Annotated in this window: 23 protein-coding genes; 11 read left to right on the top strand and 12 right to left on the bottom strand. The window is 59.6% G+C overall.

Translation table 11 applies throughout. The features are described 5' to 3' along the window. Positions 1 to 181: 181 nt before the first annotated feature. Together B9Z49_RS00875 and B9Z49_RS00870 are read left to right on the top strand one after the other, a co-directional pair. The gene (locus B9Z49_RS00875; protein ID WP_108351548.1) at positions 182 to 1,369 is read left to right on the top strand and encodes an acyl-CoA dehydrogenase family protein; all 1,188 of its coding nucleotides are present in this window, start codon (positions 182 to 184) and stop codon (positions 1,367 to 1,369) included. 39 nt (positions 1,370 to 1,408) lie between these two features. Further along, positions 1,409 to 2,458 carry a serine hydrolase gene (locus B9Z49_RS00870; protein WP_108351547.1) on the top strand — a complete coding sequence of 350 codons (1,050 nt, stop codon included), beginning with the start codon at positions 1,409 to 1,411 and terminating at the stop codon, positions 2,456 to 2,458. A 15-nt stretch (positions 2,459 to 2,473) separates the two neighbouring features. On the opposite strand, the gene B9Z49_RS00865 is transcribed toward B9Z49_RS00870, so the two are convergent. The 7 genes from B9Z49_RS00865 to B9Z49_RS00835 all read right to left on the bottom strand — a co-directional run bounded on the left by B9Z49_RS00865 (position 2,474) and on the right by B9Z49_RS00835 (position 8,922). After that, positions 2,474 to 2,887, bottom strand: coding sequence for a VOC family protein (locus B9Z49_RS00865; protein WP_108351546.1), 414 nt, complete (start codon positions 2,885 to 2,887; stop codon positions 2,474 to 2,476). A gap of 203 nt (positions 2,888 to 3,090) precedes the next feature. Continuing rightward, on the bottom strand, positions 3,091 to 3,855 hold the full coding sequence (locus B9Z49_RS00860; RefSeq protein ID WP_108351545.1) for an enoyl-CoA hydratase/isomerase family protein: 765 nt from the start codon (positions 3,853 to 3,855) through the stop codon (positions 3,091 to 3,093). Positions 3,856 to 3,963: 108 nt separating this feature from the next. Next, positions 3,964 to 4,758: an SDR family oxidoreductase gene (locus B9Z49_RS00855; protein WP_108351544.1), complete on the bottom strand. Its 795-nt coding sequence runs from the start codon at positions 4,756 to 4,758 to the stop codon at positions 3,964 to 3,966. A gap of 37 nt (positions 4,759 to 4,795) precedes the next feature. Next, positions 4,796 to 6,139, bottom strand: a complete 1,344-nt coding sequence (locus tag B9Z49_RS00850) for an MmgE/PrpD family protein (protein ID WP_108351543.1) — start codon at positions 6,137 to 6,139, stop codon at positions 4,796 to 4,798. 43 nt (positions 6,140 to 6,182) lie between these two features. Then, positions 6,183 to 7,163, bottom strand: a complete 981-nt coding sequence (locus B9Z49_RS00845) for a tripartite tricarboxylate transporter substrate binding protein (protein ID WP_108351542.1) — start codon at positions 7,161 to 7,163, stop codon at positions 6,183 to 6,185. A gap of 216 nt (positions 7,164 to 7,379) precedes the next feature. Then, positions 7,380 to 8,222 (bottom strand): orotidine-5'-phosphate decarboxylase, encoded by an 843-nt coding sequence (gene pyrF / locus B9Z49_RS00840; protein WP_199224954.1) that lies wholly within the window; start codon positions 8,220 to 8,222, stop codon positions 7,380 to 7,382. Between the two features lie 34 nt (positions 8,223 to 8,256). Then, on the bottom strand, positions 8,257 to 8,922 hold the full coding sequence (locus B9Z49_RS00835; protein WP_108351541.1) for a GntR family transcriptional regulator: 666 nt from the start codon (positions 8,920 to 8,922) through the stop codon (positions 8,257 to 8,259). A 117-nt stretch (positions 8,923 to 9,039) separates the two neighbouring features. Between B9Z49_RS00835 and B9Z49_RS00830 the strand changes: the two genes are divergently transcribed. The 9 genes from B9Z49_RS00830 to B9Z49_RS00790 all read left to right on the top strand — a co-directional run bounded on the left by B9Z49_RS00830 (position 9,040) and on the right by B9Z49_RS00790 (position 17,586). Further along, a complete protein-coding gene (locus B9Z49_RS00830; RefSeq protein ID WP_108351697.1) occupies positions 9,040 to 10,236 on the top strand; it encodes a CaiB/BaiF CoA-transferase family protein in 1,197 nt (398 codons plus the stop codon). Next, the gene (locus tag B9Z49_RS00825; protein ID WP_108351540.1) at positions 10,233 to 11,009 is read left to right on the top strand and encodes an enoyl-CoA hydratase; all 777 of its coding nucleotides are present in this window, start codon (positions 10,233 to 10,235) and stop codon (positions 11,007 to 11,009) included. Before B9Z49_RS00830 ends, B9Z49_RS00825 begins: the two co-directional genes overlap by 4 nt. Before the next feature lie 22 nt (positions 11,010 to 11,031). Continuing rightward, a complete protein-coding gene (locus tag B9Z49_RS00820) occupies positions 11,032 to 12,009 on the top strand; it encodes an ABC transporter substrate-binding protein (RefSeq protein WP_108351539.1) in 978 nt (325 codons plus the stop codon). Positions 12,010 to 12,024: 15 nt separating this feature from the next. Continuing rightward, positions 12,025 to 12,831 carry an ABC transporter permease gene (locus B9Z49_RS00815; RefSeq protein ID WP_108351538.1) on the top strand — a complete coding sequence of 269 codons (807 nt, stop codon included), beginning with the start codon at positions 12,025 to 12,027 and terminating at the stop codon, positions 12,829 to 12,831. 8 nt (positions 12,832 to 12,839) lie between these two features. After that, positions 12,840 to 13,589 (top strand): ABC transporter ATP-binding protein, encoded by a 750-nt coding sequence (locus B9Z49_RS00810; protein ID WP_108351537.1) that lies wholly within the window; start codon positions 12,840 to 12,842, stop codon positions 13,587 to 13,589. 1 nt (position 13,590) lies between these two features. Continuing rightward, on the top strand, positions 13,591 to 14,475 hold the full coding sequence (locus B9Z49_RS00805) for a polysaccharide deacetylase family protein (RefSeq protein ID WP_108351536.1): 885 nt from the start codon (positions 13,591 to 13,593) through the stop codon (positions 14,473 to 14,475). Positions 14,476 to 14,565: 90 nt separating this feature from the next. Then, the gene (locus B9Z49_RS00800; RefSeq protein ID WP_108351535.1) at positions 14,566 to 15,342 is read left to right on the top strand and encodes a short-chain dehydrogenase/reductase; all 777 of its coding nucleotides are present in this window, start codon (positions 14,566 to 14,568) and stop codon (positions 15,340 to 15,342) included. A 22-nt stretch (positions 15,343 to 15,364) separates the two neighbouring features. Continuing rightward, positions 15,365 to 16,165 (top strand): enoyl-CoA hydratase/isomerase family protein, encoded by an 801-nt coding sequence (locus tag B9Z49_RS00795; protein WP_108351534.1) that lies wholly within the window; start codon positions 15,365 to 15,367, stop codon positions 16,163 to 16,165. Continuing rightward, entirely contained in the window at positions 16,165 to 17,586 is a 1,422-nt protein-coding gene (locus B9Z49_RS00790; protein WP_108351533.1) for an MmgE/PrpD family protein, read from the top strand. Before B9Z49_RS00795 ends, B9Z49_RS00790 begins: the two co-directional genes overlap by 1 nt. Here B9Z49_RS00790 and B9Z49_RS00785 read toward each other — a convergent pair. From B9Z49_RS00785 to ftsA, 5 genes are all read right to left on the bottom strand, one after another. After that, positions 17,532 to 18,851 (bottom strand): amidase, encoded by a 1,320-nt coding sequence (locus B9Z49_RS00785; protein WP_108351532.1) that lies wholly within the window; start codon positions 18,849 to 18,851, stop codon positions 17,532 to 17,534. The two genes, B9Z49_RS00790 and B9Z49_RS00785, sit on opposite strands and share 55 nt — an antisense overlap. Further along, positions 18,848 to 19,765 carry a DMT family transporter gene (locus tag B9Z49_RS00780; RefSeq protein WP_108351531.1) on the bottom strand — a complete coding sequence of 306 codons (918 nt, stop codon included), beginning with the start codon at positions 19,763 to 19,765 and terminating at the stop codon, positions 18,848 to 18,850. Before B9Z49_RS00780 ends, B9Z49_RS00785 begins: the two co-directional genes overlap by 4 nt. Before the next feature lie 141 nt (positions 19,766 to 19,906). Beyond that, a complete protein-coding gene (gene lpxC, locus B9Z49_RS00775) occupies positions 19,907 to 20,830 on the bottom strand; it encodes a UDP-3-O-acyl-N-acetylglucosamine deacetylase (protein ID WP_108351530.1) in 924 nt (307 codons plus the stop codon). Between the two features lie 75 nt (positions 20,831 to 20,905). Continuing rightward, positions 20,906 to 22,117 carry a cell division protein FtsZ gene (gene ftsZ, locus B9Z49_RS00770; protein ID WP_108351529.1) on the bottom strand — a complete coding sequence of 404 codons (1,212 nt, stop codon included), beginning with the start codon at positions 22,115 to 22,117 and terminating at the stop codon, positions 20,906 to 20,908. Between the two features lie 135 nt (positions 22,118 to 22,252). Further along, positions 22,253 to 23,482 (bottom strand): cell division protein FtsA, encoded by a 1,230-nt coding sequence (gene ftsA, locus B9Z49_RS00765; RefSeq protein WP_108351696.1) that lies wholly within the window; start codon positions 23,480 to 23,482, stop codon positions 22,253 to 22,255. Positions 23,483 to 23,509 lie beyond the last annotated feature (27 nt).

The following is a 23,509-nucleotide window of genomic DNA, read 5'->3' as shown; positions in this document are numbered from 1 at the left end:
CCCGTGTTTTGCAGACTAGCACCTGCCAGATCGGGTGCATGCCACGCAGATGACAGGTCGCTTCTGGATTCAAGATAAGACACTCAGGCGACACCCAGTCACAGGCCGGACAGGGCGAGGCCGCTGCAGCCTTTCCAATGAACCAAAGAAACCCTGTTCAACGATTTGAGAAAACTCGACCATGAACTTCGACATCCCACCGGACATTGCGGCCTTGCGTGAGCGCACGCGGCAGTTCATTGCAGAGCAAGTCATCCCGCTGGAGGGCGACCCGCGCCACGGCCTGCACGGCCCATCCGAAGACCTGCGCCACGAGCTGGTGGCCCGTGCACGGGCTGCCGGCTTGCTGACCCCACACGCCTCGATTGAGATGGGCGGCTTGGGCCTGAGCCACATGGCCAAAGCGCTGGTCTTTGAAGAAGCCGGTTACTCCAACCTGGGGCCCACGGCACTCAACATCCATGCCCCCGACGAAGGCAACATCCACCTGATGGAAGAAGTGGCCACCCCCGAGCAAAAAGAGCGATGGCTGCGCCCGCAAGTGGCGGGCCTCACGCGCTCGTGCTTTGCCATGACCGAGCCCGACCCCGGCGCGGGCGCTGACCCGTCCATGCTCAAAACCACCGCTGTGCGCGACGGCGACGACTACCTGATCAATGGCCGCAAATGGTTCATCACCGGGGCCAACGGCGCGGATTACGTCATCGTCATGGCGCGCATGGAAGACGGCACGGCCACCATGTTTTTGACCGACATGGACAAAGCGGGCATCACGCTGGAGCGCAGCATGGACGCCATGGACAACTGCTTCACCGGCGGCCATGGTGTACTGCGCTTCGACAATGTGCGCGTGCCTTCCACTGATGTGTTGGGCGAAGTGGGCCAGGGCTTTCGCTACGCACAAATTAGGCTGGCACCAGCACGCCTGACGCACTGCATGCGCTGGCTGGGGCAGGCGCGGCGCGCGCACGACATCGCGCTCGACTACGCCAGCCGCCGCCATGCTTTTGGCAAACCGCTGGCCGAGCACGAAGGTGTGGGCTTCATGCTGGCCGACAACGACATCGACCTGCACACCGCCCGCCTGCACATCTGGCACACCGCCTGGCTGCTCGACCAAGGCCAAAAAGGTGGCTTTGAATCGAGCCGTGCCAAAGTGGCCTGCTCCGAAGCCGAGTGGCGCGTGGTGGACCGGTGTGTGCAAATTCTTGGCGGTCAGGGCGTGACAGCCGAGACGCCCGTGATGCGCATCTTCATGGACATGCGCGCCTTCCGGATTTACGATGGCCCGAGCGAAGTGCACCGCTGGAGCATGGCCCGCAAACTGGTTTACAAATCACAGCAGGCTGCCAAAGCAGCGCTGGCTTAACAGCCCCAAACTTCTCCCTTCATTGATGCGAGCTTGCACATGACCCCCTCACTTGAATCAACCCTGGAATTCATCCAATCGTGCGAAACACCTTGGTCGCGTGACACCTCACCGCCATGGGGCATCCACGATGTGGACCCACTACCCTACAACCGCTTGTATGGCCCGGTCCATGGGCGTGGGCCTGTGTCGGGTGTTTTGTTTCATCAGCACCAGTTGCTGGCCCAATGGGGCGAACCCCACAAGGCCGACCTGACTTTCAGTGTGGCCAAAACCTACCTGGCCTTACTGGCCGGTCTGGCGTTTGACCAAGGGTTGTTGAAAGACGTCCACTCCCCCGTGGTTCAACAATGCCCTGGCATTGGCTTTGAGGGCGATCGCTTGTCGCGCATCACTTGGCACCATTTGCTGCAGCAAACCAGCGAATGGGAAGGCACCTGCTTGGGCATTCCTGAACAGGTCGACCGCTACCGCTGGCTGCCCTACCAAACCGGGCAAGCCGACGGCATCAAAGGCGATGCCAGACCGCTGGGCGAGCCGGGTTCCCGATTTGAGTACAACGACGTTCGCATCAACCAACTGTCATTGGCCTTGTTGCACTTGTTCAAGCGTCCACTGCCGGAAGTGTTTGAAGAATTTTTCCGACAACCTCTGGGGTGTTCGGACCCGTTTCAATGGGTGGGCTACGAGCAAGGCTGGACCGAGGTCAATGGCCAACGCATGATGTCGGTGCCGGGCGGCAGCCACTGGGGTGGCGGCGTGTCCATCTCGGCCATGGACCAAGCGCTCATTGGCCTGATGCTCATGGGTCAAGGCCAATTCAAGGGCCAACAAATTTTGTCAAAGCAATGGCTGCATAGGATGCAGCAGCCCTGCGACATCGCACCCTACTACGGCTACCTGATTTGGCTCAACAAAGATGGCGCGCTGTTCAAAGATGCACCGCGCACGTCCTGGTTTGCCATCGGCGCGGGCTCGTCCATCACCTGGGTCGATCCCGAGCTGCAATTGGTGTGCATCATACGGTGGATTGACGCCGCCAAAACAAACGACTGCATCGCACGGGTGATGCAGTCGTTGAAACCCTGAAAAAGGCGCTGAGGTTTACTTGGCGAAAAGGCTCTCGGGGTTGGCAAACGCCTTGAATTCAACCGCATTGCCGCAAGGGTCCAAAAAGAACATGGTGGCCTGTTCGCCCACTTGACCCTTGAACCGAATGTGGGGCTCAATGACAAATTGAGTCTCCGCTTTTTTGAGCCTCTCGGCCATGGCCTCCCACTGACCCATCTCCATCACCAGACCAAAGTGCCGCACAGGCACGTTGTCGCCATCCACCGCGCTGGTGTTGTGGTGACCCGCCTCTGAGGGGCTCAGGTGCGCCACGATTTGGTGGCCATAAAAATTGAAGTCGATCCAGTCCTCACTGGAGCGGCCTTCTGAGCACCCCAAAAGATCACCATAAAACGCTCTGGCCTTTGCCAAAGAGGTGACGGGAAAAGCCAAGTGGAATGGTTGCATGGTGTTGTTTGCCTGGAATCAAAAAAGCCAATTTTGCACCAAACACCCATCGGCATACGTGCATATAAGTGACAGCAGGTGCCATGGGACTCGACGCCAGCGCTTTGACCGCTCGGAGTGGAATGTACACACCGAATGGTCGGCTGATTGGCCCTACAAAGGCACAGCCCCATCTCAGCCTGTGAGAGGATGACTTGCAAGCTTCAACGCAAAGCCTGACCCCGCGCTGCGCGTGACTCGGGGCTGGATGCTGCCAGCGCAATCTGGTCGTGTGCCATGTAGGACGATGCGTGGTTCAGGGCTGTGGCGGCGGCGTTGACCGACTCTTTGCTCATGCGCACGGTGGCTGCGGGTTGGGCCAGGGTTTGCGCGGCCAGGGCTTGTGCGCGGAACAAGGCTTGGCCTTTGTCACAGGTGTAGTCGACCAGCCCAAGGCTCAGGGCTTCAGGCGCAGGCACGCGTTCGCACAAGATGGTCAAGCGTTTGGCTTTGGCTGGGCCCAGCAGGTTGACCAAACGAGGGATGGTGCCCCAGGTGAGCGGAATGCCCAAGGCGATTTCGGGCAAGGACACAAAGGCGTCTTGCGCCAGCACACGCCAGTCGCAGGCCAATGACAGCGCCAGCCCGCCGCCCACGGCATAGCCTTCGATGGCGGCGATGGTGATCTGTGGCATTTCTTCCCAAGCCTTGCACATTCGAAAACCCGTGCCCGCAATGTCGCGCCGCTGAACAGTAGACAAGCTATCGTCGGCCCAGGCTTGCGCATCGTTCAAATCGGCACCCGCAGAAAAACACCGCGTATCGCCCGTGAGGATAACCACGTCGATGTCCGTGCGATCGCTCAGGGCCCGCGCCACGGTAGTGATCTCGCGCATCAGGGCGCGAGACAGGGCATGCCGAACTTGGGGCCGGTTCAAATGAACTTCAACCCAGCGGTCTTGTTCTTTGACAATCAAATGTTCGTACATACGGATCTCCTTTATGGGGGCTTGGCTGAACCCGCTGAAGGCCAGCGCGCTGGTATAACCAACCGGGCAAGTCGATGGCAAGAAATGGCGCCGCCAAAACAGGTGCGCTCAGATCAAAGGCACCAACGCGCCATCCATCGACAAATTGGCACCGGTGATGTAACTCGCTTGGCTGGACGCCAAAAATACGACCGCAGCCGCAACCTCCGCTGGTTGGGCAATCCGCCCCATGGGCAGCTTTTCGGTGAGTTGCGACAGTGCCGTCTCGGGCGATATAAGCCGACTCTTGGCGTCTGCCGCTATGGCGGTTTCCAACCGCTGAGTGAAAGTGCTACCGGGATTGACCGCATTGACCCGAACGCCTTGCCAGGCATACGCGTTCGCCAGACCAGCGGTTGCCAACATCAAGGCGGCGTTGGCTGCACCGCCCGGCAGGTGCACAGGGCTGGCCACCTTGCCGCCGTTGCCAACAACATTCACGATGGCGCCCTGCCCACGCGCCGCCATTTTTTTGATAACGGGGTCCATCATATTGATGTAACTGAAAAACTTAGACTGCATCGCGTTTTGCCAGTCCTGCGGTTTCAGGTCTGCGGCTGACGTCTTTTTGGCAGCGCCGGCCGAATTGACCAGCACATCGATCGGACCCCCAAAGCCTTCTGCCTCAGCAAGTGCGGCCAGGGCAGCGTCAGCTTGTGTCAGATCTGCTGACACCACATGAATTTTGCAGCCTGCGGGTGCTGTCAGACTCAGCTCTTGTTGCGCCGCTACCAAGGTGTCGGAATTTCGCGCCACCAAGGTCACATGCGCGCCCTCTTGTAAAAATGCGCCGGCGCATGCCAACCCAATGCCCTTGCTCCCGCCCGTGATGAGGATGTGCTTGTTTTGAAGATGGAGGTTCATTTTTTTGCGGGGTTCGAGTGATTAAAAAGGGACGCCATCAGGATTGCGGCGTGGTCACGGCGATCAGGTCAGCGGCATTGGCCATTTGAGGAAATCGGCCCAGGGCCTCCAACAGTTCGTCGGCGTTGCAATGCGGCGCCCCCCAAGCGGCGAGCTCGCGAAACTTGCGCTCCAGTGCCTCAGGGGTTATGGGTGCAGGTGTCCCCAGCATCTCACGGGTGATCACACGCCCGCTGTGCAGGTGAATGACCACCCGCGCTTCTTCCGTGCGCAGGCGTTCGTCTGCCACGATCTTGACCTTTTGACGGCAGTCGTGCACAGCCAGATCATTCACAGCGGCGTCTGTAAAGGCGCGCACACCGGCTTGCCCCCAGGTCATGGCCACGGCCACAGCATGCTGAAGGCTGAGCTTGGATTCAAGTCCATCCGCCGGGCGGGGTCGATCTGCGCGTATTTGCGACAAGGGATGAACCGTGACCAGGATGTGTTCAATTTCATCCCCAGCATGGATCGGGTCGTCGGCCAAGCTCAGGCAGGCGTCCAGTGTGGGGTGCAACAAAAAGCCGCACGGGTAGGGCTTGAACGTATTGTGTGTCGCTACCCAATGTTGTCCCAAGCCTTCGCACAGGCCCGCATCCATCGGTCGTGACCCCATGACCTCGGAGAATCCGAAACGCGCCTCCAGCACCCGGTCGTTGGCCGTGATGCCATGCCTTGCAAGCTGCGCTGACACCAAGCCGTTGCGTGCCGCATGGGCAATGTTCAAGCTTTTGGCCATGCTGCCCAGACTGGCCACCAAGCCGCTCGACTGTGTGGCCGCATGACCCATCGCCCAAGCCATTTGCAGGGGGCTCAGTCGCATCAGGTGTCCCACAGCTACTGCAGCGCCGAAGACGCCGCAAGTGGCCGTGATGTGCCAACCCCGTTCGTAGTGGCCAGGCGAGACGGCCAGACCGATTCGGCACTCCACCTCCATACCCAACAAGAACGCATGCAAGAAATCCTGACCGCTCACGACCGTCTGACTGGCCCAGGCCACCAGGGCCGATGCCACCGTGCCCGCAGGATGAATTCCTGTCGGCCAATGCGTGTCGTCGTAGTCAAGGATGTTCGAAGAAAAAGCATGAAGCAATGCTATGTTTGCAGGGTCAAACTTTTCAGCGCGGCCGATCAGTGGCGCATCGCCGCGGCCGAAGGGCGCTAGCGCCAAGAGCAGCCTGTCCAAGGCGGGATCACCTGCGCCACCTAAGGCACAAGCGAACCAATTCATCCATGATGAAGCCGCCGAGGATTGGGTGGCCGCATCCACATCAGCCCACTTCGAATCAACTGCCCACTGCGCAAGAACATGCGTAGGAGATGAGCCATCCAAGAGCTTCATGAAAGAGGCCGCAACACCCTTGAAACCATGCCTGCGTCCAGGCTCAATTGGCAACGATGCCTGCTTTTTTCACCACCGGGCCCCAGCGGTCAAGTTCTTGCCGCACGTAGCTGGCCGCTTGCTCTGGCGTACCACCTAAAGCCTCTGTTCCTTGGGACGCAAAACGCTCGAGAACGTCACTTGATTTGAGTGCCTGGTTCACTTCGCGGTTCAAGCGGGCAATGATGTCAGGCGGTGTGCCCGCTGGCGCCATCAAGCCGTACCAAAGTGCGACATTGACCGAAGGAAAACCCAACTCAGCAAAGGTGGGCGTGTTGGGCAACAGGGGGTTTCGTCGAGGGCTGGCAGCGGCCAAAGCCCGGATCTTGCCGCTCGTGATGTGGGGCAGCAAAGACGGGGCTCCATCAAACATGACTTGGACTTGTCCACCGACGAGGTCGGCCACAGCGGGGCCGCTGCCACGGTAAGGCGCATGAATCATATCGATCGCTGTCGCAGCGGTGAACAACTCGCCCGCCATGTGCGGTGCACCACCGTTACCCGACGAGGCGAAGGCCAACTTACCGGGCCTTTGCTTGGCCAGCGAAACAAACTCAGGCAGCGTTTGTGCTTTCAATTCAGCGTTGATGGTCATGATCAACGGCAAGCTGGCCAGCATGGTGATGGGTGCAAACGATGTGATGGGGTCGTAGGGCAACTTGGCCATCAAATGGGGGCCAATGCCGTGCGTCGTGATGGAGTTTTGCAACAATGTATAACCATCAGGCGCCGATTTGGCGACGAAATCGCTGGCGACAGACCCACTGGCGCCCGCCTTGTTTTCCACAACAACGGGTTGCCCCATCGAGGTGGACAACTTGGCTGCCAGCAATCTGGCGATGAAGTCTGCAGCGCCCCCAGGCGGCACCGTCACGATGAGTTTGATCGGGCGGTTGGGGTAGGCGCCAACGCTTTGCGCCTGGGCCCATGTGCCTGCCAAAGCGCACACCACTGCGCAAACATATCGGGTCAGTTTGGATGCCATCAAAAACCTTTCGAATGAAGATCAGAACGGAAAAACGCGTGGAAAGCGGTCACAGCAACCTTCTGCGGCCCTGGCGGGATGCTGTTTTGTGGGCTTTAACCTTTTTTGATCCTAAACGAGATGGGTAAAAAAAGGCGAACGGTTGTGACAGGCTTTCAAGGAACGCGAACGCCCATCCACCCGCTTGTAGGCTCTCCAGTTGCCTGAAAACGCGCTTTACAGCTTCGCCGCTTCCAGCGTGTCCCTTGTCTGCATGGCCACCTTGCGGGCCGCTGTGGCAAATTCTTCCCCGCTAGAGGCATAGAGCACGGCGCGCGAGGAGTTGACGATGACCGATCCGGCGCTGGAGCCGTCGGCGTTGGCGCGCCAACCGGCCTTGACGGTGGCCACGGCGTCACCGCCTTGTGCACCCACACCGGGGATCAACAGCGGGAGCGTGGGAGCCAGTTGCCGCACACGTTCAATCTCAGCGGGATAGGTCGCACCCACCACCAGGCCCAACTGGCCATTCAGATTCCATGGGCCTTGGGCCAGTTTGGCAACGTGTTCGTACAACAAAGGCTGGCCTTCAACAGAGGCCAGGCGCTGGTTTTGCAGATCGTCACCGCCGGGGTTGGAGGTGCGGCAAAGCAAGAAAGCACCTTTGCCGTGGTACTGCAAATAGGGCGCTACCGAGTCCCAGCCCATGAAGGGCGACAGGGTCACGGCGTCGGCGCCGTAGCGTTCAAAAGCTTCTTTGGCATATTGCTCGGCCGTGCTGCCAATGTCACCGCGCTTGGCGTCCAGAATGATGGGCACATGCGGGGCCACGCGGCGAATATGTTCCATCAGGCGCTCGAGCTGGCCTTCGGCGCGGTGCGCGGCAAAGTAAGCGATTTGCGGCTTGAAGCTGCTGACCAGGTCGGCCGTAGCGTCCACGATGGCGGCGCAAAAGTCGTAGATCTTGTTGGCATCGCCTTTGTAGCGGTCCGGAAATTTGGTGGGTTCGGGGTCCAGGCCCACGCAGAGCATGGAGCCGTTTTGGCGCTCAGCGGCGCGCAGCATGTCAAGAAAGGTCATGCGGAGGATTTTAAGGGGCGCCCCGCAAGCGACTTTACTGAGAGGCCAACAGGTCTGTGGGCAGGTTCAAGATGAAATCATTGAGGCTTTTGGCATCGCGCCCGGGTCGCATGTGGTCGCGCATGGATTCGACGGCTCCCTCCGCATTGCGCTGCCTGAGGGCCTGCACGATCAATTCATGCTGGTCAAAGGAGGTTTGCAAACGGCCCAAGGCACCGAAAGCGTGGCGTCGATAAACGCCTGTCCGAAAACGGATACGCAGAACCTCTTGCCTTAAAAATGGATTGCGTGTGCCTTGGTAAATGAGTTCGTGGAACGCCAGGTTGAGCTTTTGCCAGCCCTGCAAGTCTTCGGCCGCGGCCACCAGGCGGCTTTCTTCGTGCAACACAAACAGCTTTTGCATGTCCTCTTCGGCCATGCGATCGCAAGCCAGGCGCACAGCCACGGCCTCCAGCTCGGCCAGCAACTCCCACAGGCTGAGCAGTTGCTGCAAGTTCATCTTGGCCACGGTGCTGCCGCCCCGGGGCATGTTGCTGACCCAGCCTTGGGCCTGCAATTGAATGAGGGCTTCCCGAATCGGCGTTTTTGACACCCCAAATTGTTCGGCCAAAGCACTTTCGTCGATGGCATCCCCGGGCAACAAATCGCCCTTGGAGATGGCTTCTTCCAAGTACAAACGGATTTGGTCGCTGACTTTCATGGGGGGTTTCTTAGGGCAAACACTGATATTTTGTCATATTGCAATGCATGCGGATATGGGCTATAAATATATTTATGGATGATGACTTTGTTTTTAAAGTCCTCCAACACACAATTTATGGCCAAAATCCAAGCTTCCCTTGCGCTTTCACGTTTCAAGGTCATCGACCTGTCTCGCGTTCGCGCCGGCCCCAACTGCGTGCGCATATTGACCGATTTTGGTGCAGATGTGGTGCGCGTGGAGCCGCCCGAAGGGGTCGACCCGAACGAAGCCATGTTTGCCGCCAACCGCAAGGGGGGCGACTTTCAGAACATCAACCGCAACAAACGCTCGATGACGCTGAACCTCAAGAAAGAGGGGGCGATGGACATCCTCAAGCGGATGATCGCCGAGGCCGATGTGGTGGTGGAAAACTGGCGTCCCGACGTCAAGGACCGCCTGGGTCTGGATTACGAATCGCTCAAGGCCCTCAACCCGCGCATCATTCTGGCCAGCATTTCCGGCTTTGGGCAGGATGGCCCCTATGCGTGGCGGCCCGGGTTTGACCAGATCATCCAAGGCATGGGCGGGCTGATGAGCGTGACGGGCGAGCCCGAACACGGCCCCATTCGGGCGGGTCTGGCGGTGGCCGATTTGAGCGCCGGGCTGTACTGCGCCATTGGTATTCTGGTGGCCTTGATTGAGCGTGAGACTTCGGGCCAGGGCCAGTGGGTGCAAAGCTCTTTGCTGCATTCGCAAATTGCCATGATGGATTTCCAGATGGCCCGCTACCTGAACGACAACGATGTCCCGGTGCAGGTGGGCAACAACCACCCCACCAGCTCGCCGATGGGCTTGTTCGAGGCCAGCGATGGCTGCTTCAACCTGGGCGCATCGGGCGAGGGCAACTGGAAGCGCTTTTGCGAAGTGCTGCAAAAACCCGAGTGGTTCCAGGACCCGGAGTTTGTGACCGAGCCCCTGCGTGTCAAAAACAGGGCCCGCTTGAATCAACTGATCGCGCAAGAGTTTCCGAAGAAAACCGTGCACCAGTGGGTCTCGCTGCTCAACCAAGCGGGCGTGCCTGCCGGGCCGGTCTACACCGTCCCACAGGTGTTTGAGGACGAGCAAGTCAAGCACCTGAATGTGACTGCCACACTGCCCACGCAATTTGGCAAGGACATGCACTTCATCACCCAACCTGTGGTGCTGAGCCGCACGCCGTCCAAGGTGGTGGCCCCGGCACCCGGCTGGGGTGAGCACACCGACGAGGTGCTGGGTGATCTGGGTTTTTCGGTCACTGACATTGAAGACTTTCACGCTCGGGGTGTTGTATGAGCGAAGGCCGTATCGATCTGGTGGTGCAAGGCCATGTGGCGCAAGTGACGATCGACGACGTCTCCCGGCACAACGCGATGAGCCTGTCCATGTGGACATCCTTGCTGGCGGCTTTTGACGAGATCGACCGTAGCCCCGAAATTCGCGTGTGCGTCCTGCGCGGTGCGGGCGAAAAGTCGTTTGTGTCGGGCGCCAATATCAGCGAGTTCGAAACCCAGCGCAATTCTGAAGCCTCTGTGGCGCATTACAACGACATGGTCAAACGGACCCAGCAGGCGATTTTTCGCTGCCGCGTGCCGGTGATTGCGGCTATCAGTGGCATTTGTTATGGCGGCGGTCTTGGGCTGGCCTTGAGTTGCGACATGCGTTACGCCGCCCCGCATTCGCGTTTTCGCATGCCTGCGGCCCGCTTGGGACTGGGCTACGACATCGACAACATGAAAAGCTTCCTGAACAACCTGGGGCCTCAGGCCACGGCCGAGGCTTTTTATACCGCCCGGGTCTACGACGCGCAAAGCGCACAGGCCATGGGCATGGTCCTTGCTGTAGTTGAGGATGTTTTTGCGCACTGCACCGCATTGGCCCAAGAGATCGCCACCAATGCGCCCTTGACCATTCAGGCCGCCAAGAAAACCCTGGTGGCCTTGGCAGATGATGAAAAAGACATGATGTCAGTGAAAACCACCATCGACGCCTGTTTCAAAAGCACAGATTATGCGGAAGGCCGGCTGGCTTTCGCACAAAAGCGGTCCCCTTTGTTCACCGGCCAGTAACCACCAACCCAGGAGTATTCAGATGAAACTTTGGACTTCCCTCATCGGCTTTGCGCTGTCGGTCTCCACCGGCATGGCTTTGGCTTTGGGCCCAGCGCCCGCCCCCCTCAAAGACAAAGCCACCCTCACCGTGGGCTACGTCAAAGTGGGTCACCTCTCGCCCATGCTCTTGGTCGAAGAAGAACTCAAGAAAATGAACATCGAAGTCAAGCGCGCAGAATTTGTGCGTTACGCCGATGCCCGCACCGCACTGTTGTCCAATTCGGTCGACGTGTCGGCCGTGGGCGCGGGTGACCTGGCCATCGTGGCCGGCCAAGGCAGCAAAAACCTGATTGGCCTGACCGGTGTGGGCAGCTCGCCCAAATACCTGGTGGTGCGCAAAGGCGTGAAGATCGATGACTGGGGCGACATTGCAGGCAAAAAGATTGCCATTGCTCCGGGCTCGGCCGTCTGGTTCCAGTGGGCCATGACTTTGATCGAGAGAAACATCCCCTACAACTCGTTCACCCCCGTGAACGTGCAAGGTGGCGGCACCGCTTTTGTGCAGGCGATGAAGCGTGGCGACATCGATGCCATGGTGCTGTGGGAGCCCTTTGAGTCGCAGGCTGTGGCCGAAGGCGATGCTTACTTTTCGCAAAAACTGGAGTACAGCCAGTCTCGCGCAGTCGGTGCCGAACTGGGTATGCTGGCCGCCTCTGGCGAAGCCATGACCCAAAAGAAAGAATTGGTGCGCCGCTTCCTGTGGGCTTACCTCAAGGCCGAAGAAACCCTGAGCAAGAACAAGGATGTCTTTGCCGATGCCTATTCCAAATACACCGGCTTGCCCATGAACGTGACGAAAGAGTCGGCCAAGATCATCAAACTCGGTGGCGTCTTGACCAAAGAACAAGTTTCGCGCTTGGCTGAAGCCGCCTTCAAGCAAGGCATTGTGCAGAAAGACGTGACCAAGGAAGCCGCCGCTCTGTACGACGACTCCATGGTCGTTGAACTCAAAAAGTAAGCAGGCAGCACCCACATGGCTAACGCTTCTCTCGATACCCTTCGTCGGACAGTGCTTGGCCTGTTTGTGCCAGCGGTGGTTCTGGTCATTTGGCAGGTGGCAGGCAGCAGGCCAGGCATGGCCGGCATCCTGCCCACGCCCATGCTGGTTTTGGAAGGCTGGCACGGCTGGATTTTCGGCTCGCCCGGCATGGGCCTGAACCCTTACTTGGGCTCCTGGATGTCCAACGTCCAGTACTCCTCGATGCGGGTGGCTCAGGGCTTTTTCCTGGCGGCTCTGATCGGTGTCCCTCTGGGTTTGCTGATCGGGTGGAGCCGTTTGGTTCAGCAACTGTTTGACCCGCTCATCCAGAGCTTGAGGCCCATCCCGATCACGGCTTGGTTGCCATTTTCGATCGCGCTCTTTGGCATTCGGGACATGGGTGCCATTTTTCTGATTTTTCTGGGTGGCTTTTATGCCATCGTGGTCAACACCACGCAGGGTGCGCGCGATGTCGAGCGCAACCTGGTGCGCGCGGCCCTGATGATGGGTGCCAGTCGCAGGCAATTGCTGTACCGGGTGGTTTTGCCCGCGGCCATGCCCTCCATCTTCACCGGTTTGCGCATTGGTCTGGGCATTTCCTGGACGGCGGTGATTGTCTCTGAAATGGTAGCCGTCAAGTCCGGTCTGGGCTATGTGCTGTGGGACGCCTATTACGTGGGGCGAATGGACATTGTGCTGGCCGACATGGTGTCGATCGGCATCATGGGGTTTTTGAGTGATCGCCTGATCGTTTTCATTGAAAGCAAGGTTTTGGTCTGGCGCATGCTGCAAAGCCATTAAGAAACAACATGTCCGATATTTCCATTCAAAACCTTTACAAGACCTACCCGGGCGTCACGCCCGTCAAGGCCCTAGAAGACATCCAATTGCAGGTCGCTCCAGGTGAATTGGTGGCCTTGCTTGGGCCTTCTGGCTGCGGCAAATCCACCTTGCTCAACCTGATTGCTGGGTTTGAGCAGCCCACAGCGGGCCAGCTGTTGGTCAATGGTGGTGTTGTCAGCGCACCTGGACCTGACCGTGGCGTGGTTTTTCAAGAAGCCGCATTGTTTCCCTGGCTGAGTGTCTGGGACAACGTGATTTTTGGCCCCAAGGTGCAGGGCATGGCACGCAGCGAATACGAAGACCGCGCCCATGAAATGATCAAGATCGTGGGTCTGAGCGATTTCAAGAACCATTTGCCGGTGCAACTGTCGGGTGGCATGCGCCAACGTGTGGGCATTGCCCGCATCCTCACGCTGGGCTCACGCGTGTTGCTGATGGACGAGCCCTTTGGCGCGCTGGATGCACAAACCCGCCTGACCATGCAAGAGCTGCTGCTCACCGTGTGGCAAAAGCTCAAGCCCACCATCATCTTTGTCACGCACGACATCGACGAGGCGATCTTTTTGGCCAGCGCCATTTACGTGATGTCGGCCCGCCCAGGCCGCATCCAAACCAAGATCACCGTGCCGCTGGCGCGTCCGCGCACCGTGGCCGACACGGCCAGCGAAACCTTTGCATCGCTCAAGCTCGAGATCCTCAACCTCATTCGACACTGACATGGCCAACCCCCGCATTCCTTACCGCTTCTCCAACGATGGCCCGGCCCTCAAGGCTGCGCCTGAGGGCGCCATCATGGTGCACTTGGTGGTAAACGTGGAGCATTGGCAGTTTGAGTCGAGCATGCCGCGCACCATCATCACGCCGCCCCACGGCAAAGAAACAGTGCCCGATGTGCCCAACTTCAGCTGGGCCGATTACGGCATGCGGGCGGGCTTGCCGCGCATCTTGCGGGCCATCCAAGACCGTGGCCTGCCCGCCTCCACCAGTTTCAACGCCGGGGTTATCAACGCTTACCCGCAAGCGGCGCAAGCCATGCACGATGCTGGCTGGGAGTTCATTGGCCATGGGGTGCACCAAAAAAGCCTGAACCACAACCAGGGCGAGTCCGAAGAGTCGCTGATCGCCATGAGCCTGGACATGATTGAGCGCTTCACGGGCAAACGCCCCCGAGGCTGGCTCAGCCCCGGTCTGCGCGAAACGCACGACACGCCCGAGTTGCTGAAAAAGCAGGGCGTGGACTACGTTTTTGACTGGGTGGTGGACGATGTGCCCAGTTGGATGCAAACGCGCAACGGCCCCTTGCTGGCCTTGCCCTACAACCTTGAAATCAACGACTCAATCGTCTACGCCATCGAGAAACACACCAGCGACGACATGTACGAACGCCTGGCGCGGACGCTGGCCTTGTTTGAACGTGAGGCGGCCACGCACCCCCGCGTGCTGGCCATCGGCCTGCACCCGCACCTGATTGGCGTGCCCCACCGCTTTGCCAGCTTTGAGCGCATGCTGGACTTGCTGATGAAGTCACCTCAAGTGTGCTTCATGAACGGCGCGCAAATCGCCGACTGGTACACCGCGCAAGTGCCCGCACCTGGTCCTTGAACTGGGCCGCTCTGCGCCCCTCGCAAGCATCACCTCAAATCCAGAAACCCCGGGCCGGTCCAGCGACTGGCCCCTACGCAGAGCTTTCGCATGAACCTCGAACTCGAACACAAACAAGTCATCGTCACGGGTGGCTCTAAAGGCATTGGCTTGGCCATTGCCTTGAACTTTGCCCGAGAAGGTGCCAAGCCCGTTTTGGTATCTCGTCAGCGCAGCAACCTGGACACCGCTCTGGCTGCTTTTGCCAAAGAGGGCTTTGACGCTCCCGCCATCGCGGAGATTGATTTGTCGCAACCCAGCTCGGACCGCGCTTTGTTCAACTTGTTTCCAACTGCAGACATCCTGGTCAACAACGCCGGTGCCATTCCCGGTGGCAGCCTCCACGACATCGCCGAAGACGCGTGGCGCGGGGCGTGGGAGCTCAAACTGTTCAGTTACATCAACCTCACCCGGCTGTATCTGGGGGCTATGGAGTCGCGTGGCTCTGGCGTGATTTGCAACATCATCGGCATGGCCGGGGCAGCACCCCGGTACGAGTACATCTGCGGCTCTGCGGCCAACGGTGCGCTGATCTCATTCACCCAGGGCATTGGCGCAGGCAGCGTGCGCAAGGGCGTGCGCGTGTTCGGCATCAACCCCTCGCCCACGCGCAGCGACCGCATCGAAGGCGTGCTCAGGCAGCAAGCGGCCAGCAAATTGGGCGATGCCTCGCGCTGGCTGGAGATGACTCAAAAATTGCCCTTTGGCCGCTTGGCCGAACCCGACGAAATTGCACGCCTTGCGGTGCATTGCTCATCGCCCATTTGTGGCTACCTGAGCGGCACAGTCCTGCACGTCGATGGTGGCCAGCAGTACGCTCCGAATTGAGTCTTGCTTGGTGTCAACACCCATGGACCCGCTCCAATCCCCTGAAACTCTCTTGCTGGAACACCACGCAGATGGCGTCCTGCAAGTCACCCTGAACCGCCCCAATGTGGGCAACGCCATCAACACGCGCATGGGACAGGAACTGCTGGAACTGTGGCTGCGCCTGAGCAACGATGCGCAAGGCTTGCGCTGCGTGGTCTTGACCGGCGCAGGCTCGAAAATTTTCTGTGCAGGGGGCGACCTGAAAGAGCGCCAGGGCATGACGCGTGCGCAATGGATGCATCAACATGAAATCTTTGAACGCATGTCCTGGGCCTTGGTGGATTTGCCGCTGCCCGTGATCGCTGCCATCAACGGCCATGCCTATGGCGGTGGTCTGGAGTTGGCATTGTGCTGCGACTTCATCTACGCCAGCAGCGGCGCGCGCTTTGCCTTGCCTGAGGCCACCTTGGGCATCATGCCCGGCATGGGCGGCACACAAAACCTGCCCCGCGCGATTGGCGAGCGCCGCGCCAAAGAACTCATCATGACGGGGCAAGCCTTCACCGCCCAGCAGGCGCTGGACTGGGGCTTGCTCAATCAAGCGATCGAACCTGACCAGTTGTTGAGCCAAACCCTGCGCACAGCCCAAACCCTGGCGCGCAATGCACCGCTGTCGGTGCGACAAGTCAAAAAGTCCATCCGATACGGCGGCCAAATGGAATTGCGTACCGCTTATCGGTTTGAAGTGGAGGCCTACAACCAGTTGGTGGACACCGCAGATCGGCGCGAGGGCGTGCTCGCCTTCAATGAGAAAAGGCTCCCTCAATTCAAGGGGCTGTGATGACCCTCGCCGCCGCGACGCCCTGGAGTGAATGGCTGGTAGAGGCTTTGCGCCGACCCATCAGCCTGCATGACCGACAACGCGCTGCTCTGCAGCTGATCGACTGGATGGGTTGCGCGCATTTGGGACAAACGACCGAACTGGGTGCAGTTCTGCGGCGATGGGCAGCCCAGCAGGCTCCCGGTCCCATTTGGGTCTGTGGGCACAGCGGCTTGCAGGCGGCAGAAGCTGCCCGGTGGAACGGCAGCTTGGGCAGCTGCCATGAAATGGACGATGTGCACCGCGAAGCCGTTGTGCATGCGGGCGACACGGTCATTCCTGCCGCGCTGGCCATGGCCGAACGCGAAAACGCCAGTGCCGAAGCCTTGCTCGATGCGATGGTGGTTGGCTATGAAACCGGCATCGTGCTCGGTCTGCTGAGCGGGCCAAACCACTACGCCCAGTGGTACAGCACCGCGACAACTGGAGTCTTTGCCAGTGCCATGGCTTGCGCCCGCTTGCTGAAGCTCGACACCACACAGACTCAACACGCTCTGGCCCTGGCGGGCATGCAAGCAGCGGGTGTCTGGCAATGCCGCTTGGAGCCGGGCCTGGCCAAGCAGATGGCAGCAGGGCACAGTGCGCAAGCAGGCCTGGTGGCCGCCGACATGGCGGCAGCGGGCATGACCGGTCCTTTGTCCATCCTGGAAGGCCCACTGGGTTGGCTCAAGGCCACTGGCGGCAATCTGGACGCAGTGCGGGCGCAAGCCCTTTTGCAAACCCCACCCAAGCGCGCCTGGCGTGTGCACGATGTCAGCTTCAAGCCTTGGCCTGCCTGCAGGCATGTGCACCCTGCCATCGAGTGTGCGCTGCAGATGCACACCCAAGGGGTTGACCCCGATCAGATCGCCAGCATTCGACTGGAAACCTACAGCGTGGCGCTGTCGTTTGCAGATCAGCCTCAACCGCAAACGGCTTTGCAAGGCAAGTTCAGTTTGCAGCATGGTGTGGCTTGGAGCCTGCGCCATGGCGGGTTCGGGCTGGAGGCCACAGGGCCAGCGGCCTTGGCAGACCCGACGTGCGCCGCGCTGCGTGATCGCGTGACCTTGGTCTGTGGGCAGGTCCAAGACCGGGCTTACCCGCAAAGCTTTGGTGCACGGCTGCACCTGCAAATGGCCAACGGCAGCCACCACAGCAGCGAGGTGGTCAACGTGTTGGGCGACCCTGAAAACCCCTTGAGCCCTGAGCAAGTGCGGGCCAAAGCCAATCAGTTGCTGCAAGCCAGTGACTGGGGCATGGCGCAGGCCGAGCAGCTCATTGGCTTGGTTGGGGCGCTTCCTCAGGCCCACACCTTGGGGCCTTTGTGGGACAGCCTCCAAGCCGGGCGTCAGCCCCAGAAGGTGTCAAGCGCACAGGCCAGCGAAAGCAAGCGCTCGTCCTGACCGGGCGCGGCCAGCAACTGGCAAGATACTGGCAACCCCTCGGTCGGGCAAGGAAAGGACAAAGCGGGTGCCCCCAGCATATTGGCCAAGCATGCCCAGTCTGCCTGGCTGGCGGGTGCGGCTTCGGTGTGGGCAAAACTCGTGTGCGGCGTGGTGGGCAAGAGCAGGACATCGATGCCTGCAAACAAAGCCCCAGCCTGCGCACGCAAGCCATCGATGGCGGCTTGGCTCGCTTGCCGTTTTTCCGCGCTCAACCGGGCACCGTAATGCAGCATTTTTTGCAAGCCCGCACTCAAACCAGGCAGCTCAGAACCCAACGCGTTCTGCCAGTAATCCGCACCTTCCCATTCGCTCATGAGCAAGGCATGCAAACGGTTGCGGGCAGGCGACCAATCGGGCAAAAGCACGGTTTGCACCTGCGCGCCCTGCGCCTGAAGGCGCTGCTGAGTGGCCTGCCAGGCTTGGTGCACAGCCGGGGTCATTTCCACCTCAGCCGTTTGAGGCAGGATGCCCACGCGCAAACCGCGCCAAACACTTTCCTGCGCAGCGGGTGGCAGGCTGATGCCCAAGAGGCAAGCCATCGTTTGGGCGAGGTCGTGACCACTGCGCGCCAGCGGTCCGGCCACATCCAGCGTGGGGCTCAGGGGCACGATGCCGTCCGTGGGGATGCGCTTGCGCGTGGGGATCATGCCCATCACGCCGCAATAAGCTGCCGGAATGCGGACCGAGCCCATGGTGTCGGTGCCCATGGCGATGGTACACAGGTGGTCGGCCACAGCAGCGGCAGAGCCACCACTGGAGCCGCCCGGCGTGAAGCCCTCGCGCAAGGGGTTGATGCAGCGGCCGTACACCGGGTTGTCGGTCGTGGCCCCCAAGGCGGCTTCGTGCATGTTGAGCTTGCCCAACAACACCATGCCGGCATCGCGCAGGCGCTGATAAACGGGCGCATCGTGCGCAGGCATGCGCTGTTCGTATGCCGCTGTGCCTGCCGTGCACGGCATGCACAGCACATTGATGTTGTCTTTGAGGGCCATCACCCCCCCATCGAGTGGCCCCAGCGGCTGCCCGCTGGCCCAGCGCTCGGCACTGGCCTGGGCCTGTTGCAAGGCCAGGTTTTCGCACACATGCACAAAGGCCTGCAGTGCCGGGTTGCGCTGCGCGATGCGTGCCAAATGCGCGCGGGTCACGGCCACAGGGTTGGTGAGGCCTTGCGCATAGGCCTGCTGCAAGGCAGCCAAGTTCAAAAGGGTCAGATCCTGGTTCATGGTCTGTCAGGTGTCGGTCGCTTGTCGGGCTGGGGCTGGGGGGTACTGGCGGGCCACAGCACAGAGGCAATGGCCAGCACGATCAGCACGATGGCGGCCCAGTCTTGCCAATGCAAAGCTTCGTTGAGGAAGTAGGCACCGCTGAAAACACCCAGCACCGGAATGAACATCACACTCAGTGTGGAGGCCAGCGGGGGCAAATTGCGCGCCAGTGACAACCACGCTGCCTGGGCAAACACAAACACACCAAAAGCGTTGTAAACAATCGATACCCAGGTGATGTCCGGAATCGGCCCCCAGTCTCTTCGCTCAAAGAAAAACGCCAGGACGCTCATCAGCCATGTGCTCATGCAGGTCATCCAGAACACGATCGCCAAAGTAGGTAATTGCATGCGGGTGTGGCGAATTTGCTGCGTGCCCAAGCCCCAAAAAGCTGCTGCGATCAGACCCAGCACAATGCCCAGCGGTTTTCCTGCGATGGCACTCAATTCATGCCAAAGCAAGAGCACCACACCGAGGGCCGCACAGCCTACGCCTGCCCAAGCCCGCCAGCGCATGGCCGCGCCGAACCAGAGCACCCCAATCAAGGCCGAAAAAATCGGCATGGTGTAACCCAAAATCGCAGAACGACCGCTGGACAAATTCTGCACGGCCAGGATGATCAACACATGCCAAACCAGCATGTTTGTGATGGCCAAAATGAAAAGCTCTCGCCAATCAGCCATCGGAATTTTGAAAGACACTTTTTTAAAGTACAGCACCAAGCCCAAAAAGGGCAAGCCCAGCCACATGCTCAAACTGCGAAATGACAAGGGGGGAAATTCACTGACGCCCAGCTTGAGCATGGGCCAGTTGAAACCCCAGACCAAAGTCAAAATGATCAGCAAGGTGATTTGTTGTCGGCTGATGGTCATATGACCTATGGTAGCTCAGGCTAATACGGGGGGGCCGCGACACAGACGATAGCAACTGTTTATGGCCAGACCTGACTTCAAATTCAGCGGCGGTTTGGCGCGGCACAGGGCTCAGGCGAACGAGGCGCGCAGCGTCTGCTTTCACCAAGCCGGCTGCAAGGCAGCAAACCCTTTAGGCGCATTGCTGGCCAAGTCAAAAGTCACAAGTTCATAGGCGTCAGGCTGGGCCAGAAAGGCGCGCAACAGCTGGTTGTTCATGGCGTGGCCCGAGCGGAAGGCGCTGTAGGCGGCCAGCAAGGGTTTGCCCACGATATACAGGTCGCCCATGGCGTCCAGGATTTTGTGCTTGACGAACTCGTCGTCGTAGCGCAGCCCATCGGCATTGAGCACTTTGTAGTCGTCCATGACGATGGCGTTGTCCAGACCGCCGCCTAGGGCCAGACCATTGGCGCGCATCATTTCCACGTCTTTGGTGAACCCAAAGGTGCGGGCGCGGGCGATGTCACGCGAGTACACGCCCTCGGACATGTCAAACACCACCTGCTGACCCGTTGAGTCAACGGCGGGGTGGCGGAAATCGATCTCAAAGCTGAGTTTGTAGCCGTGGTAAGGCTCCAATTTGGCCCACTTGATGTTGTTGCCCTCGCCTTCACTGACCTGCACGGTTTTGAGCACTCGCAAAAACTGCTTGGCCGCGTTTTGCTCAACGATGCCCGCACTTTGCAACAAAAACACAAACGACGATGCTGAGCCATCCAGAATGGGCACTTCTTCGGCGGTGATGTCCACATACAGGTTGTCTATGCCCAGACCGGCGCAGGCCGACATGAGGTGCTCCACGGTGAAGACCTTGGCCTGGCCGACCGAAATGGTCGAGGCCAGTCGGGTGTCGGTCACCGATTCGGCGCGTACAGGAATGTCCACGGGCTCGGGCAGATCCACCCGACGAAACACAATGCCGGTGTCGGGTGCGGCTGGACGCAGCGTCAACTCGACCCGCTGGCCGCTGTGCAAACCCACGCCAACGGCCCGGGTCAAGGTTTTGAGCGTGCGTTGAGCGAGCATTAAAGTATTTTAAAGTAGGCCAGACCGCCTGGTGCCGGTCTGGCCCTTGTCCACATCGTCCGCAAAGCGAATGGATCAGTCTGCTTGCTTGCGCAGGAAGGCCGGGATCTCGATGTCGTCCATGCCTGCGGCCGACATGCCGTCCACACGCGTAGCAGCATGGGTGCGGTTGTTGCGCCAGTAAGCCGGAATGTTCACGCCATTGGCCGCCGCTGGTGATGCTGTGTTGAGCGACGGTGCGACGGCATCTTGACCGTTCATGATGAAGGCGTTGTCGGTCCCGGTGCGCAACACTTGCAAAGGAGGCGACAAGCGGCGAGAACCGGCCTTGGCCAAGCCTGTGGCCACCACAGTCACACGGATCTGGTCGCCCAGGCTCTCGTCGTAAGCGGTGCCATAAATGACGTGCGCATCCTCTGAAGCACAGTCGCGAATGGTGTTCATGGCTTGCTTGGATTCGGACAGTTTCAATGAACCCTTGGCGGCACTGATCAACACCAACACGCCGCGAGCGCCCTTGAGGTCCACGCCTTCGAGCAGAGGGCATGCCACGGCTTGTTCGGCCGCAATGCGTGCCCGGTCCGGGCCGCTGGCAGCGGCTGTGCCCATCATGGCTTTGCCAGGCTCGCCCATCACAGTGCGCACGTCCTCAAAGTCGACGTTCACATGGCCGGGCACGTTGATGATTTCGGCAATGCCGCCCACGGCGTTTTTCAGCACATCATTGGCGTGCGAGAAAGCCTCGTCTTGCGTCATGTCTTCACCACCAGGCAATTCCAACAGCTTTTCGTTGAGGACCACGATCAGCGAGTCCACACTGGCTTCGAGTTCCTTCATGCCTTCGTCAGCGTTGTCCATGCGGCGCTTGCCTTCAAAATCGAAAGGCTTGGTGACCACGCCCACGGTAAGAATGCCCATGTCTTTGGCAATGCGGGCAATCACAGGCGCAGCACCTGTGCCAGTGCCACCACCCATGCCGGCGGTGATGAACAACATGTGTGCCCCTTCAATGGCCGAACGGATCTCGGCCTCGGCATTTTCAGCGGCTTCACGGCCCTTGTCGGGCCTGCTGCCAGCGCCCAAACCCGTTTGGCCCAGTTGTACAAATCGGTGCGCCGCGCTGCGGGCCAGGGCTTGTGCGTCGGTGTTGGCACAGATGAACTCCACGCCTTGCACTTGGCGCTCGATCATGTGCTCGACGGCATTGCCGCCGCCGCCGCCCACCCCGATCACTTTGATCTGTGTGCCTTGGTTGAATTCTTCTGTCTGGATCATTTCGATGGTCATGGTACTTCTCCTAAAGGGTTTGCAGTTGCCTGAAAGTTTTCTGAATTTCTTGTTTCGTTTCAAAGTGTTGTCAACATCGCAGCGGCCTTGACAAGGGAGGACTGCTTCTGGCCTGATAAATTTGGGTCCAGTTCATCAGAAGTTCCCCACAATGAAGTCTTTGAATCGGCCAAAAGCGTTGTTCACCGAACTCTTCTTTTGGGTCACCTTGTAGCCGCGCAAACGTGCCAAGCGGGCCTCTTCCAGCAGACCCATCACGGTCGCTGCACGTGGCTGGCTGACCATGTCGGCCAGCCCGCCGGAATACTTGGGCAAGCCCCGGCGCACCGGTTTGAGGAAGATGTCCTCGCCCAATTCGATCATGCCTGGCATCACCGCGCTGCCGCCTGTGAGCACGATGCCAGAGGACAACACTTCTTCATAACCAGACTCGCGGATGACCTGGTGCACCAGTGAGAAAATTTCTTCGATGCGCGGCTCGATAACGCCAGCCAGTGCCTGGCGACTGAGCAGTCGCGGTCCCCGGTCGCCCAGACCCGGCACTTCCACCTGCGCGTCCGGGTCGGCCAGCAGCTGTTTGGCGTTGCCGCTTTCAACCTTGATGTCTTCAGCATCCTTGGTGGGCGTGCGCAAGGCCATGGCAATGTCGCTGGTGATCAGGTCACCCGCAATTGGGATGACGGCGGTGTGGCGAATCGAACCGTTGGAAAATATGGCCACATCCGTCGTACCCGCACCGATGTCCACACACACCACCCCCAGTTCTCGTTCGTCTTCTGATAACACGGCCAGGCTCGATGACTGGGGGTTGAGCAGCAGTTGGTCAACTTCAAGCCCGCAGCGGCGCACGCATTTGATGATGTTTTCTGCCGCACTTTGTGCACCCGTGACGATGTGCACTTTGGCCTCTAGGCGCATGCCGCTCATGCCGATGGGCTCCTTGACTTCCTGGCTGTCGATCACGAATTCCTGAGGGGCCACCAGCAGCAGCCGCTGGTCACTAGAGATGTTGATGGCACGCGCCGTCTCCATCACGCGGGCCAGATCGGCTTGGGTGACTTCTTTGTCCTTGATGGCCACCATGCCACTGGAGTTGATGCCCCGAATGTGACTGCCCGTGATGCCCACGTTCACACGGGTGATCTTGCAGTCGGCCATCAGTTCAGCCTCTTTGAGTGCTTGCTGGATGCTTTGCACTGTGGCGTCGATGTTGACCACCACGCCACGCTTGAGCCCATTGCCTGGCGCGATGCCCAGCCCGGCAATCTTGAGCTGACCGTCGGCCATCACCTCGGCCACTACGGCCATGACTTTGGACGTTCCTATGTCCAGGCCAACAACCAAATCTTTGTACTCTTTTGCCATGTTTACCACCGTTTCCGTTTGATTCCT

This window comes from Limnohabitans sp. 2KL-51 (assembly GCF_003063645.1).
Lineage (GTDB): Bacteria > Pseudomonadota > Gammaproteobacteria > Burkholderiales > Burkholderiaceae_C > Limnohabitans_A.
Note: the sequence above shows the minus strand (reverse complement) of the source record. Positions and strands in the feature narration are given on the sequence as shown.